The 13335-nt window shown below is 67.5% G+C and carries 15 protein-coding genes; 6 read left to right on the top strand and 9 right to left on the bottom strand.

Annotated features, from left to right (window positions below; genetic code table 11):
- Positions 1–12: 12 nt before the first annotated feature.
- The 9 genes from KU887_RS31960 to KU887_RS31920 form a co-directional block, all read right to left on the bottom strand.
- A complete protein-coding gene (locus KU887_RS31960; protein ID WP_006486279.1) occupies positions 13–1284 on the bottom strand; it encodes a pilus assembly protein TadG-related protein in 1272 nt (423 codons plus the stop codon).
- Between the two features lie 25 nt (positions 1285–1309).
- A complete protein-coding gene (locus KU887_RS31955; RefSeq protein WP_006486293.1) occupies positions 1310–1606 on the bottom strand; it encodes a hypothetical protein in 297 nt (98 codons plus the stop codon).
- Positions 1607–1626: 20 nt separating this feature from the next.
- Positions 1627–3561: a type II and III secretion system protein family protein gene (locus tag KU887_RS31950; protein WP_043205887.1), complete on the bottom strand. Its 1935-nt coding sequence runs from the start codon at positions 3559–3561 to the stop codon at positions 1627–1629.
- A 104-nt stretch (positions 3562–3665) separates the two neighbouring features.
- Positions 3666–4505, bottom strand: coding sequence for a Flp pilus assembly protein CpaB (gene cpaB, locus KU887_RS31945; RefSeq protein WP_034204006.1), 840 nt, complete (start codon positions 4503–4505; stop codon positions 3666–3668).
- 35 nt (positions 4506–4540) lie between these two features.
- On the bottom strand, positions 4541–5941 hold the full coding sequence (locus KU887_RS31940) for a hypothetical protein (protein ID WP_006498089.1): 1401 nt from the start codon (positions 5939–5941) through the stop codon (positions 4541–4543).
- A gap of 43 nt (positions 5942–5984) precedes the next feature.
- Complete coding sequence (locus tag KU887_RS31935; RefSeq protein WP_124633104.1) at positions 5985–6524, bottom strand: prepilin peptidase; 540 nt, start codon at positions 6522–6524, stop codon at positions 5985–5987.
- A 28-nt stretch (positions 6525–6552) separates the two neighbouring features.
- Complete coding sequence (locus tag KU887_RS31930) at positions 6553–6771, bottom strand: Flp family type IVb pilin (protein ID WP_006498088.1); 219 nt, start codon at positions 6769–6771, stop codon at positions 6553–6555.
- An 82-nt stretch (positions 6772–6853) separates the two neighbouring features.
- Complete coding sequence (locus tag KU887_RS31925; protein ID WP_006483622.1) at positions 6854–7045, bottom strand: Flp family type IVb pilin; 192 nt, start codon at positions 7043–7045, stop codon at positions 6854–6856.
- Between the two features lie 140 nt (positions 7046–7185).
- Positions 7186–7377 (bottom strand): Flp family type IVb pilin, encoded by a 192-nt coding sequence (locus tag KU887_RS31920; protein ID WP_006483618.1) that lies wholly within the window; start codon positions 7375–7377, stop codon positions 7186–7188.
- On the opposite strand from KU887_RS31920, the gene KU887_RS31915 reads away from it, so the two are divergent.
- From KU887_RS31915 to KU887_RS31890, 6 genes are all read left to right on the top strand, one after another.
- Complete coding sequence (locus KU887_RS31915) at positions 7376–8038, top strand: hypothetical protein (RefSeq protein ID WP_124633103.1); 663 nt, start codon at positions 7376–7378, stop codon at positions 8036–8038. The genes KU887_RS31920 and KU887_RS31915 overlap by 2 nt on opposite strands.
- A gap of 391 nt (positions 8039–8429) precedes the next feature.
- A complete protein-coding gene (locus KU887_RS31910; RefSeq protein ID WP_012493711.1) occupies positions 8430–9668 on the top strand; it encodes a glycosyltransferase family 87 protein in 1239 nt (412 codons plus the stop codon).
- Positions 9665–11044, top strand: a complete 1380-nt coding sequence (locus KU887_RS31905; protein WP_059723830.1) for a glycosyltransferase family 87 protein — start codon at positions 9665–9667, stop codon at positions 11042–11044. The genes KU887_RS31910 and KU887_RS31905 overlap by 4 nt, the downstream gene beginning before the upstream one ends.
- 24 nt (positions 11045–11068) lie before the next feature.
- Positions 11069–12112, top strand: a complete 1044-nt coding sequence (locus KU887_RS31900; RefSeq protein ID WP_006498084.1) for a glycosyltransferase family 2 protein — start codon at positions 11069–11071, stop codon at positions 12110–12112.
- Positions 12113–12125: 13 nt separating this feature from the next.
- Positions 12126–12509: a GtrA family protein gene (locus KU887_RS31895; protein ID WP_006498083.1), complete on the top strand. Its 384-nt coding sequence runs from the start codon at positions 12126–12128 to the stop codon at positions 12507–12509.
- Positions 12510–12804: 295 nt separating this feature from the next.
- Entirely contained in the window at positions 12805–13308 is a 504-nt protein-coding gene (locus KU887_RS31890) for an inclusion body family protein (protein WP_006483191.1), read from the top strand.
- Positions 13309–13335: the final 27 nt, after the last annotated feature.

The following is a 13335-nucleotide window of genomic DNA, read 5'->3' as shown; positions in this document are numbered from 1 at the left end:
ATCGTCTCTCCGTTATCGAACGAGCATCGGAACCTGGGTTCCGGACGCACTGCCGCTGCCGGGCAAGCCGTGCGTCGCGCACGGGTTGTTGCCGGAAACCGACGAGCCGAGGTATTCGAGGTGCGCCACCACGGGGCCGCTGCCGGCGCTGAACGGCAGCGGATCGAGCATCAGCACGCAATCCCATTGCGTGATGTGCACCTTGCCGCTGCTGCCGGACAGCGTCGAGCAGTCGCCCTCCGGCGCGAGCGCGACGCGGCGATCGCCGCCGAACGTCTGGTAGTTGCTCGCCGTCGCCGTGCCGTTGGTCGCGATGCCGCTGCCCGACGGCGGTGCGCCGTCGCCCTGGTAAGGCTTGAAGCTCGCGCGGTCGGCCACGAACTGCGTGTACGCGTCACCCTTGATGCCCGGTGTTCCCGGCGGCCCGTAGTTCGGCCCGACGTACGCGTAGCCGGTGAAGTCGGGCTGGCCGCTCGAGCCGTTCGCGCCGTTCGTATAGATCCCGAAGCGCGTGTTCCAGGCCCGCTGCGCCGCCGACTTCAAGCCCGTGGTGCTCAGGTCCGGGGGGCTCGTGATGTTGCAGGTATTGCCCGACAGCTCGCTCGCGAGCGTCGTCTCGTTCGTCGAGCCGTCGAGCGCCGCCCAGCCGAAGTTGCCGGGCCCGTAGGTCGACGACGACCCGGACGGCGACGAGATCCAGTCGCCGACCTTGTAGGCCGGATCGGACGGGCCGCGGCACACGAACACGGGAATCGCGCAGGTCGTCTGCCCGCCGCCGACGGTCGCGATCGCGCTCGCCGACACTTCCGCCGCATTCGCGAGCTTCGTGCCCGGCAGCACGTTCAGCACCTCGATGAACCAGTGCGCGATGTTGCTCAGCGTCGCGGTGCACTGCACGTACTTGATGCTCGCCGGCTTCGTGACCGCGCTCTTGGTCAGGAACGGGTTGGTCAGCGAATCGCTGAACGTGACGTTCGCATTCGTCGACATCTGCACCGACGTCTTCTGGAAAAACACGAAATTCAGGTGACCGGCGGCGATGCCGTCGGCCTCGGCCACCGACAGGCTGATCGCCGAAGTCAGGTCGCGCGCGGCGGACAGCGCGCAGGCATCGGCGCTGTTCTGCAGTTCGCTGCGCGTAACGTACAGCTTGCCAAGATCCAGCGCGAGCCCGACGAATCCGATCATCACCGCCAGCGAAAGGCCGACGATGATCGCGACGGCACCGCGCTGGCGATGCAGGCCGCGACGCGTGACTTTCGGATGGCGGGCTGCGCTGTTCATGGCGTTCTCCCTGAGCGTGGTGTCGTTACTGGGTAGCCTTGCCGATGCCGATCACGAACGCATTGGCGGGCGGCACGGTCTGCTTGAACGACTTGTCGTAGTTGTCGAGCGCGGCCGCGGCGGCACTGCCGTCGATCCCCGATGCCGACGCCGGATGCTCGCCGGCATGCGGATCGATGATCTGGGCCTGCATCACGGTGCGGACCGAGTCGCCGAAGCGGCTGTCCCACACCGGGGTCGACGACATGCAGCCGGCAAGCGCGAACGCGAGCGGAACGGCGAGCGCCGCGCGGCGCACGAATACGAGGTAGGCGGATTTCATGAGCTTCCCCTTGGATGGCTTCAACGATCGGTGGACTGGGGTTCCGCGCCGGCGCGCGCGATCTGCGCCTTGGGCGCCGCCGCGATCCGGTGCTTCGGGCGCGCCGCCGGCTGGGCCGACGGTTCGGCGCCCGCTGCCGCGAGGCGCGCGGCGGCGGCTTCGATGCGCGCGACACGCGCCGCGGTGGCCGGGTCGGGCTGCGGGCCGGCGGCCGCGACCGGCGCCGGCGCCTTCGGCGGCTCGGCCGGCACCGGCGGCTGCACGTCGGCGTCTTGCGGAGCACGCGGCGCGGGCAGCGCGGCCGGTGCGACCGGGGCTTCCGATTGCGGCGCCGGCGCGGGCGCCGGGGCCTGGGCCGGGGTCTGCGGGGCGGCGGCCGCGCCGTTCGCGGGTTGCATCGGCTGCGCGCCTGCCTTGCGCACGCCGCCACGGCCTTCCATGTTGCCGGTCGCATACACGTCGACTTCGTTCGGCTTCGAGAAGCTGTCGGTCGGCAGCGCGACGTCCGCGGTCTGCAGCGGCTTCACCAGGTGCGGCGTGATCAGGAAGATCAGCTCGGTGCGATCCTGCTGGAACGACGTGCTGCGGAACAGCGCGCCGAGCACCGGCACTTCGCCGACACCCGGGATCGCCTTCAGCGCGCCGGTCGCGTTGTCCTTGATCAGCCCGCCGATCGCGAACGATTCGCCGTCGCTCATCTGCACCGTCGTCGATGCGCGCCGTGTCGTGATCAGCGGCAGGATCGACGTGCCGCCGATGTTGGTCGCGCTCAGCGTGACGCCCGTCTGCGACAGCTCCGACACTTCCGGCGCGACCTTCAGGCTGATCCGGCCGTTGGCCAGCACGGTCGGCGTGAACTTCAGCGCGACGCCGAATTCCTCTTCCTGCAGCGTGATCGACGACGTGCCGTTGCCGCTGCTCTGCGGGATCGGGATGAAGATCTTGCCGCCGGCGAGGAACGTCGCTTCCTGGCCGCTGATCGTCACGAGATTCGGCTCCGCGAGGATCTTGACGAGGTTGTCGGTGTTCTGCGCGTCGGCCGCGATGCTGAACGGCCGGTTGTTCGCCTTGTTGAACACCGCGCCGCTCGCGACGCCCGCGAGCAGGTTGCTGACCAGCGCACCGCTCCACGAACCGAAGCCGCCCTGGATGTTGAATGCGCTGCCCATCTGGTTGATCAGCGTCTTCGACACCTCGGCCACCTTCACCTCGAGCATCACCTGCTGCGGCGACGTGACGTTCAGCATGTTGAGCACGCCGCCGCCCTGCTTGCCGCCGCCCGCCGCATCGCCCGCGCTGTCGCCGTACGCATGGGCGATCTGCACGGCCTGCTGCGCGGCCTGCGAGCTCGACACGGTGCCGGCCAGCACGATCGTGCCGGCCGCGGTCGACACGTGGATGTCGCGCTCGTTCGGCATCAGCTGCAGCAGCGACGCCTGCAGGCCGCCGGCGTCCGCGCCGACCGCGACGTCGATCACGCGGCACGCACCGCTCTTGCCCTGCACGATCATGTTGGTCGTGCCGACCGCGAGCCCGAGGATGTACAGCGTCTGCGGCGACACCATCGTCGCCTGCGCGACGGCCGGATTGCCGATCGTCCGGTTGCGCACCGGCTCCGGCATCGGCACCAGCAGCGACTTGCCGAGCGGCACGGCGACGCTGGTCGATTCGCGCACGGCGCCCACGCAGTTCGGCCCGCGCAGCGGCCCCGCCGATGCGGCGGGCGCGGCGGCCGGCACCGGCGCCATGCTGATCGTCATCTGCATCGGCCCCTTGCCGACCGCGGCCGGCGCGCTGGCGCCGCCCTTCGTCAGCACCGCCGATTCGATGCCTTCCTGCGCGAGCGCGCCATACACGGTCAGCCATCCCGAACAGAGGATCGCGGTCATCATCGTGCCCCGTGCGACGCGTGTGCGCAGTGGGCCGGTACCTGTGCGTTGCGGTTTGATCTTCATTTCGTCTGATCCCCCGAGAGACCGGCGCCGTGCCGGTTATCGACTTCCAAGGCCGCCGCGCGTTGCCGGCGGCCGGTTTGTTGGTCTGGCTGGTTCGATCTGCTTCAGAAACATTCGACGCTGCCCTTCACGCCGGTCAGCACGCCGACGCAGTCGCGCCGCACTTCCGGCGCCGCGTGCGAGGCGACGTGCACGCGGACCGGCCGTACGTGGACAGGCGCCGGCGGCGCTGCCGGTGCAGGCTCCTTGCCGAGCAGCGTGAGCTTGGTCGCACCGTCGGTGTTCAGCGTCTTCTGGTCGACCTGGTTGCGCAGCACGAGCGACAGCGTGCCGACGCTGCGCGCGAGGTCGAGCCGTTCGGCCTGGTCGGGCGTGACTTCCAGCGTCACCGCGTTGACCACCTTCGGCGCCGTGTCGTCGCGGCTGACCTGCTGCGCGACGGCGAGCACGAGGATGTGCTCGAGCACGATCTTCGAGATGCTCTGCCCGTCGGTCTTGCCCTGCTGTTCCTGCGTGTTGACGATCACGTCGACGTAGTTGCCCGGCAGCGCGAAGCCCGCGACGCCGACCACGTCGTTCACGCGCACCGTGATCGCGCGGCTGCCGTCGGCGATCACCGCGGACAGCCCGCCCTTCGTGCCGACCGGCGCGAGCTTCGATTCGATCACCGGCTCGCCGCGCGACAGGCTGGTGCGCACGACGCGCCCTTCGAGCGCCTTCGTGTCGGTGAACGCGCCGGTCGGCACGCTGCCGGACGGCCAGCTCACCATGTGGATCTGGTTCGGCCCGAGCGGCTCGCCCAGGTTCAGGTCGGTGGTGGCCACCGCGACGGACGTGACCGAGCTCGTGGATGTCTGCATCAGCCAGTGGGAAGCGAATACGACCGCGGCAAGACCCGCGATCATCGCGACGACCAGCATCATGACCGCTCGACTGTTTTTCATGGCAATGCTCCTCGACGAATCGTGAAAGAAACCGCTCAACCGGTGACGAACGTCCGGCCTCCGCGCTCGACGGGCGGCGGATGGCCGCCGTCCCGTTCAGGCGCCGCGCCGAAGTAACTCGCCCACGCGTCGTACAGCGCGTCGTGCGTCACCTCGGGCGGATCGCCGCGGTAACGCGCGCCGGCGGCCACGAGGCGCAGCAGGTCCGCCGGAAAGCACGCGAGAAACGCCTTGCCGGTCGGCAGATGCAGCCGATGCAGCAGGAACTCGAACGCATCGCTCGCCGACACGAGCCCGAGCGCTGCGCAAGCGGCGTCGTACACCGCGCGGTAGTCGTCGATCGACATCGCGCCGACGTGCAGCTTCGAGCCGAGGCGGCGCATGAACGCGTCGTCGCAGAACTGCTCCGGCGCGAGGTTGCTCGAGAACACCGGCCACACGTCGAACGGCAGCACGAAGCGGTTGCCGGATTCGAGCGTCATGAAATCGACGCCGCGATCGAGCGGACGCAGCCAGCGATTGAGCAGGTCGCGCGGCTCGACGCGCTGGCGACCGAGATCGTCGACGACGTACATGCCCATGTTCGCCTTCATGTGCGGCGGCGCCTGATAGAAGCCGGCCGCTTCGTCGCGCCGCAGGTCGAGCTCGTCGAGCGTCAGCTCGCCGCCCGACATCACGACCGGCCGTTCGCACAGGCGCCACCGGCGATCGACCGACTGGCCGGCGCCCGCGGCTTCCGCGTCGACGTGCACGAGCGGGTCGTAGACCTGGATCACTTCGCCGGCCGCGCAGATCGCGTACGGCACCGGCACGCGGCCGTGCATCAGCGCGCCGAGCCGTTCGGCGAGAAAGGTCTTGCCGCTGCCGGCCGGACCGTAGATCAGCAGCGGCCGGCCCGCGTTCAGCGCGGCGGCCGCCGCATCGAGCACCGCCGTGTCGATCACGACGCCTTCGAATGCGGCCCACACGTCGCTCTGGCCGATGTGCAGCTTGCGCACCGAATGCGCGGCCACGCTCGCGAGGTACGCATCCAGCGTCACCGGCGCGGGCCCGCTGTAGCCGCTGCGTTCCCGTTCCTCGAGCGCGAGCACGCGGCCTGCATCGGTCAGGCGGAACGTCACGTCGAGATCGGTCGCGCCGCGATGGGTCAACTCGACCAGATGCTCGCGCACCAGGAACGCGAAGACTTCGTCGAGCACCGCGAGCGGCAGGCAGTGCCGCTCGACCAGATCGCCGTAAGACGGGCGACCGAGCACCAGCGTCGACTTCAGCACGAGGCCGCCGACGAACGCCATGCTCAGCCCGGTTTCCGCGAGCGAGCGCGGCGCCGACGGCAGCTGCGCGCCCAGCTTCGTATGGACCTCCCGCGACGGCAGCGGATCGGGCAGGTGTGCCACCTGCGCGTCGCGTCTCGGTTCGGTGTGGTTCGTGTTCATGATCGTTGCGTCCTCGTTGCGTCTTCGTGACGGAACCGCCGCGCTATGCGCACGACGCGAACAGCATGCCCAGCGTGCCGGCCGCGATCGCCACACCGTACGGCAGCGTGCCGACCGATGTGATCCCGGCGGGGCCGTCGTCGGCCTCGGCGCGCGCCGCTGGCGAGCGCCGCACGATCAGCGTGCGCACGTTCGCCCACATCTGGCGCATCCGCCCGCGCAGCAGCGCGTAGGCGATGGCGCCGATCCCGCCGGCCAGGAACGTGGCCAGCACGATGTAAAAGGTCATTTCCGCGCCGACCCACGCGCCGATCGCGAGCATCAGCTTCACGTCGCCCGCCGCCATTCCGCGCAACAGATAGAACGGCAGCAGCAGGCCGAAGCCGGTTGCCGCCCCGGCAAGCCAGCCGAGCACGCCCACCGGCACGCCGTGCAACAGGCACTGGGCGATCAATGCGCCGACCAGGCCGAGCAAGACGAGACGATTCGGAATGCGACGGGTCGCGATGTCCGTGCTGGCCGCGGCGACCGCGAGCAGCGTCACGCACAACGGAACCGGGTAAGGCGGCGCAACGGGAAACATGGCGAACCTCGCGAATCGAATCGGTGGATCAGGAAACCATGGACAGCGCGGTGGTCACGGCGGTGGTCACGGCAGCCGTCACGGCCGCGGCGATCATCTCGTACGCAGCGCCGAGCGAGCCCTTCAGCGTGACGACGCTACCCAGTACCGCGATGGCGAACATCGACGCGAGCAGCGCATATTCGATCGACGTCACGCCTCGTTCGTCGGCGATCCAGCAACGTGCGACACGCATGATGGCTTGCATGATGGTCTCCGGTTTCCGGTTGGTCGGATGGCCGGGGACGGCTCGAACGCTGCACCAGCCGAGCCGTCCGCGGCACGCTCCATCAGATGCCTGCCACCGCCGAATCGAGGTCGGCCGCGATCGTGCTGAACACGGTCTTGAGGTCCTTCCCGATGGTCGACAGCGCGAGGATGATGCCGACTGCGATCAGCGCGGCGATCAGGCCGTATTCGATGGCGGTCACGCCATCTTCATCGCGAACGAAACGGCTGGCTTGTTGAATGAGCTTGGACATGGTGATCTCCTTGCGTGGTGACTTTCAAAATCCTCGCGCACCGGCTGGTCGGATGACCGTGCTTCGATACGTCGAGGAATGTCGTTGATGCCGTGTGGCGCCGACGAACGATTCGAACGAGCCGTTCGTCGTACCGTCCATCAGATGCCTGCTACCGCCGAGTCCAGATCCGCGGCGATCGTGCTGAACACGGTCTTCAGATCCGTACCGACCGTCGCCAGCGCGGCGACGATGCCGATCGCGATCAGCGCGGCGATCAGGCCGTACTCGATGGCCGTCACGCCGTCCTGATCCTGGACGAACCACGCGATCTTTTCGATGATTCTTGACATGAGCATTCTCCTTTCGGACTGCTATGAAATACCCTTCGTCGGTCAGGACGTCGGGGGGTTGGCACCACCGGCACTACTCGAAAAATCGGAAGCCGACGATCAGTCGCGGCAACGGGGTGGACCAGCGTTGTCCGTGCGAACGGGTATCGGCGAGGCGGAGCATGAGAGACGCGTGTACGGTTCGACCGGCCGGATGAACCGGACGAGTCGATCGACCGGAACGGCGCGACGGCCGTTCGACGCATGGAATCCAGTTGAACGGGAGATGAACTCCCGGCAAAGCTGCAGTGTGTCTTTAACGCGGCTTGCGATCCGCGACGTGCTGTGGTCTTTCATTTTTATTCCCCATGTACTGCCATGCCGATTTCTTATTGCCCTGAATCCACCGGGTCTCTTGGGTCGTTCGACGACGGTTGCCGCGGTTGATCGGACTGGAGCTGCGTGTTCCCCGACGCGCTCCGGACTGTCTGTTCCGCAGGTGATTCGCGAGCCGGTTCCTCTGCTGCCTGCCGGAACCGCCCGGTCGTCACGTCGTCGACTGCCGTGCCAACGCTTACGCAAAGAGCGGACCATCCCGGTCGGAATCGAGACGCATCAAGGGTTTCAGCGATATATGCAAACCTCCGCCAAACGCCCGACCGCCGAAATGTTTCAACTTTGATATATGCGGTTCGGGCGCATGCGGCCGGCACGAAAGCCCGTCGTGGCGCTGCACGAAGGACCTAAAAAATTTTCTCGGGATTTTCCCGAACGCGGCAGACCGCCCGCGCGCTGCGGGTTCGGCGGCACGCACAGCCGGTAAAAATCGCGGAATGTTTCAGGCCAGAAACACGAATCCCGGCGGCGGCGTTTTCTCATACCAGAAATGGCGGTTTTCACCCGAATCGCTGAACACATTAAATGCCGGCCGGCCGTGCGTGGTTTGCATCACGCGATTTTTTCTTCAACAATGAATTCACCGGACAACGCCATTTCAGAGCGATTCGATCCGCAGGCACCACAACATCAAACGGCCGCGACAGACCACGCGGCCACACGACAGACGGGGCATCATGTACACAGCCAATCGTGGAACGCGCGATCGCGCAATACGCTGTGCTCAATGGCTGACGGCCGACCGGATCATTCCGTACAGCTGCATCATGCTGATGCTCTTCGCTGCGCTGCTGATCGTCTGGGCGGTCGTGACCGACGGCTTCACGTCGAACGCCACCGCCCGCCCCGGCACCGACTTCTCGGTCTTCTGGACCGCATCGCATCTCGTGTTGCAAGGCCATGCCGCGGCGGCTTACGACACGTCCTCATTCCTGCAGGCCGAGTTCGCGCACTTCGGTGCGTATCTGCAAAACCGGCCGCTTCCCTGGCTCTATCCGCCGACGATGCTGCTGTTCATCGCGCCGGTTGCCCTCGTGCCTTTCCTGCCCGCTTACTTCCTCTTTTTCGCGGGCAGTCTTTTATGCTACGCGCTCGCCGTCTCGCGGTTGTCGGGGCTGCGCGCGCATCTTCCCGTGCCGCGCGCCGCGGCGCTCGTCGTCGTCGCGTATTCGGCGGTGTGCATGTCCGCGCTGTTCGGCCAGAACAGCATCCTGACCGCCGGCCTCGCCGCGCTCGCGCTGCATCTGCTCGGCAAGCGTCCGGTCCTGGCGGGCGTGCTGATCGGGCTGCTCGCGATCAAGCCGCAACTCGCCGTCGTGTTCCCGTTCGTGCTGATCGCGACGCGTGCGTGGCGCACCTTCGCGGCGGCGGCGATCAGCGCGACGCTGTTCGCGGCGGCCGGCGTGGCGCTGGCCGGCCCCGCCGCGCTGCACGGCTTGAGTCACGCACTGTCGACGGTACGCGCGCAGCACTTCATGCTCGCGTCGTACTGGCTCGCGTCGCCGACGCCGTTCGCCGCGTTGCGGCTCGCCGGCGCGCCGGTGGCGGCCGCGCTGGCCGCCCAGGCGGCGGTCGCGCTCGTCGCGCTCGCCGCGGCCGTCGACGTCTGGCGCCGCACGCGTGACATGCGGCTGCGCGGGGCGGTACTGGCGGTCGCCACCCTGCTGACGACGCCATATCTGTGGAACTACGAACTGACGTGGCTCGGCATCGCGATCTTCTGCCTGATCGCACACGGCCTCGACGAAGGCTGGCTGCCCGGCGACCAGGGCATTCTCGTGCTGGCGTGGCTGCTGCCGATCTTCGAAATGCTGAACCGGCTGATGAAGCTGCCGCAGATCGGGCCGGTCGTGCTGCTCGCGGTGCTGTTCGTCGTCGTGCGCCGCACGGCGCTCGCATCACGGAGCGCACGATGAAAGCGCCGTCGTTCGCCCGCCACGCGCATTCGGCCGCCGACGTGCATCCGGAACTCCCGATCGCCGGCCCGCGCCGCCATCCGCACTGGCTCAACCGCGATCGCGTGCGCCTCTATGCGGCCGCCGTGCTGCTGACCGAGCTGCTGTTCATCGCGATCTACCTGACCCGCGTCCTCCTGTCGCGCCACGGCGCGCTGGAACCGCTGTCGCAGGACTTCTCGCCGGTCTGGAGCGCCGCGTGGCTCGCCGCGCACGGTCACGGCGCGGACGCGTGGCATTTCCCCGCGCTGTTTGCGGTCCAGAAGCTCGCGGTCCCGACGATGACGCTCGCGGACGGCACGCTGCCGTGGCTCTATCCGCCGACGATGCTGCTGTTCGTGCTGCCGCTCGGCTGGCTGCCGTACACGCTGGCGGTCGTGCTGTGGCTCGGCATCACGATCGCGCTGTTCGCGGCGACGATGCGCGCCACGGTGCAGCGCGACGCCGCGTGGCTGTGCGCGCTCGCGTTTCCCGGTGCGTTCCTCACGGTGATCGTCGGGCAGACGAGCCTCTTCACCGCGACGCTCGCCGCACTCGGCCTGCTCGCGTTGAACCGGCGGCCTGTCTGCGCCGGAATCTGCTTCGGGTTGCTGACGATGAAGCCGCAGCTCGCGGTGCTGTTCCCGCTCGCGCTGCTGTGCGCGGGCCAATGGCGCGCGCTGGCCGCGTGGGCCGCGACGATCGCCGTCAGCGTCGCGCTCGCGACGCTCGCGTTCGGGATCGGCCCGTGGCTCACGTTCATGCACGTGATCGGCAACGTCTACGCGATCGTCGATGCGGGCCACGCGAAGCTCGCCCGCATGCCGACCGTGTTCGCGCTCGCGACGATGGCCGGCTGGCCCGCGCTCGTCGCACGCGGCCTTCAGCTGCTGTCGGCCGCGGCCGCCGCGAGCGCCGTCGTCTACGCGTGGCGCGGCGCGTGTTCGTACGCGCTGCGCGCCGCGACCCTCGCGTGCGCGTGCCTGCTCGTCAGCCCGTATCTGTACGACTACGACCTCACGTGGTACGGCATCGTGATCGCGTGGTACGCGCGCTATGCATGGACGCACGGCTGGCGGCACTTCGATCGCGAATGGCTGATGCTGCTGTGGCCGATGCCGCTCGCGGGCCTCGCGATCGTGCCGCACCTGTCGTTCCAGTTCATGCCGCTCGTGACGCTCGCATCGCTCGCGCTGCTCGTCAGCCGCATCGCCCGGGAAAGACGCGACGTGCCGTCGCTGCCCGACGCGCGCGACACCTCGACCGAGACCGGGTTCACCCACCCGCTCCGACCGCACCACCGCCCGGCGCACGGCATGCGCCGCACCGGCCGCCCGACGCTCGGCGCCGGCCGGTAAAGCGCCATCACAAGGGGAATCATCATGCGGGAACCCATCTACACGCCGCTCGTTTCGCTGGTCGTGCCGTTCTACAACGAAGGCGAAGCCGTCGAACGCTTCTTCGACGTCGTGATTCCGTTGCTGAGCGCGATCGACGCGATCCGCTTCGAGATCGTCTGCGTAAACGACGGCAGCCGCGACGACACGCTGGAACGTCTGGTCCGGATCGGCGCGGCCGAACGGCGCGTACGCGTCATCGACCTGACCCGCAACTTCGGCAAGGAAGCCGCGCTGACAGCCGGCCTCGACGAAGCCGCGGGCGATGCGGTGATCCCGCTCGACGCGGACCTGCAGGACCCGCCGAGCCTGATCCCGGTGATGATCGACCACTGGCGCGACGGCGCGGAGGTCGTCGCGGCCAAGCGCAGCAACCGCGCGTGCGATTCGTTCGCGAAGCGCACCGCCGCCGCGATCTACTACCGCGTGCACAACCTGCTGTCGGACGTGAAGCTGCCGGAGAACGTCGGCGATTTCCGGCTGATGGACCGCAAGGTCGTGAACGCGCTGCGCAACCTGCCCGAGCGGCACCGCTTCATGAAGGGGCTGTTCGCGTGGGTCGGCTACAAGACCGTGATCGTCGAGTACCAGCGCGATCCGCGCAGCGCCGGGCACTCGAAATTCTCCGGCTGGAAGCTGTGGAATTTCGCGCTGGAAGGCATCACCAGCTTCAGCACCGTGCCGCTGCGCAGCTGGACCTACATCGGCGTCGGCATCGCGGCGCTCGCGTTCGTGTACGGTTCGTTCATCATCCTGCGCACGCTGCTGTTCGGCAATCCGGTGCTCGGCTACGCGTCGCTGATCTCGGTCACGCTGTTCATCGGCGGCATCGAGCTGATCGGGATCGGCGTGGTCGGCGAATACGTCGGGCGGATCTACGACGAATCGAAGCAACGGCCCGTCTACCTGATCCGCCGCCGCTACCAGGCGCACGGCAAGGTGATCGAACTGCCGGTCGCGCGCGACGCCCGCCGCCAGCCGGCCCGCCGGCGCGTGCAGCCGGTCCGGGCGCGCATCGGCGCGCGCTGAACGCGCGCTCGCCATGATCGGGCTGCTGCAGGCCGAGCGCACGCGGCTCGTGCGTTTCGGCGTGTCCGGGCTCGGCTCGACCGCGCTCCACACGCTGGTCGCGACGGCGCTGTTCGCGCTGCGCGACGCGACGCCGGTGACCGCGAATGCCATCGCGTTCCTCTGCGCGACCGCGTTCTCGTATCTCGCGAATACGCTGTGGAGCTTCTCGTCGACGGTGCGCCCCCGCAACGCGCTGCGCTTTCTCGCGGTCACGCTGGCCGGCTTCGTCGAGACGATGCTGCTCGCGCGTGCCGCCGAGGCGCTGGGTGCGTCGCGCGCGATGGGCGTCGTCGCGATCGCACTGCTGATCCCGCCGACGACGTTCGTGCTGCACCGGCTCTGGACCTACCGGTAAACAGCCGCCTTCCCGCCCCCGCCGATAATCGGTCAATCGATTAACAGATTCAATGTCGCGATATTTATGTCACGCATCGACCCGATTGATTCCGATTTTAAAATTAACTCGAAAAATCATTTTCCCGACCTGTTTACTTTTACAGCTTCCATGATTAACCAAACGGACTAATCTGCATTAGCCGTCGCCTCCGCACGTGCCGATACCGGCTCAAACCCTTGTCTCACAAGGCGATGGCGGCTGCACGAAGCAATTCGCGCAACGATGATTCCCATTACTTCAAACGGGAGCTTCTATGTCACGCGTTACCGATGTGCTCGTTTCGTTCGATACCGAAACCATTCTCAAAAAATATCCGAATCCCAGCAAGAATCCGGCGGCGCCGACACTGATCGACTGGCGCTATGTCTATATGGTGACCAACCAGGACAACGTCATTTCCGGGCAGGCGGGCGGCGAGCTCGACCTGAAGGCGCAGGTCGGCGACCTGATCCGCTGGCGCGAAACGAGCCTGTCGCTGGGCTTCGAAAACCAGGTGGTGTTCTACAAGTTCATCGGCAACGTCGGCAACGACCTGATCTCGACGCCGACGCCGCGCGTCGCGGAAGCGTCGATCCCGGTGCCGAACACCAGCAAGCCCGAAGTGCCGACGTGCCAGAAGGTCGCGAACTACTACTGGTCGTCGGAATGCCTGAAGGTCGGCCGCGTGACCTACCACTTCCAGTTCCAGATCATCGATCGCAACTGCCAGAGCCAGGGCTGCTTCTCGTGGGATCCGTTCATCTCGATCCATAACTGATCGCGGCACGCGGGCGGCCGCACGACG

The organism is Burkholderia sp. EMB26 (assembly GCF_024730645.1).
Taxonomy (GTDB): domain Bacteria; phylum Pseudomonadota; class Gammaproteobacteria; order Burkholderiales; family Burkholderiaceae; genus Burkholderia; species Burkholderia cenocepacia.
This window is presented reverse-complemented; position numbering and strand designations above follow the sequence as displayed.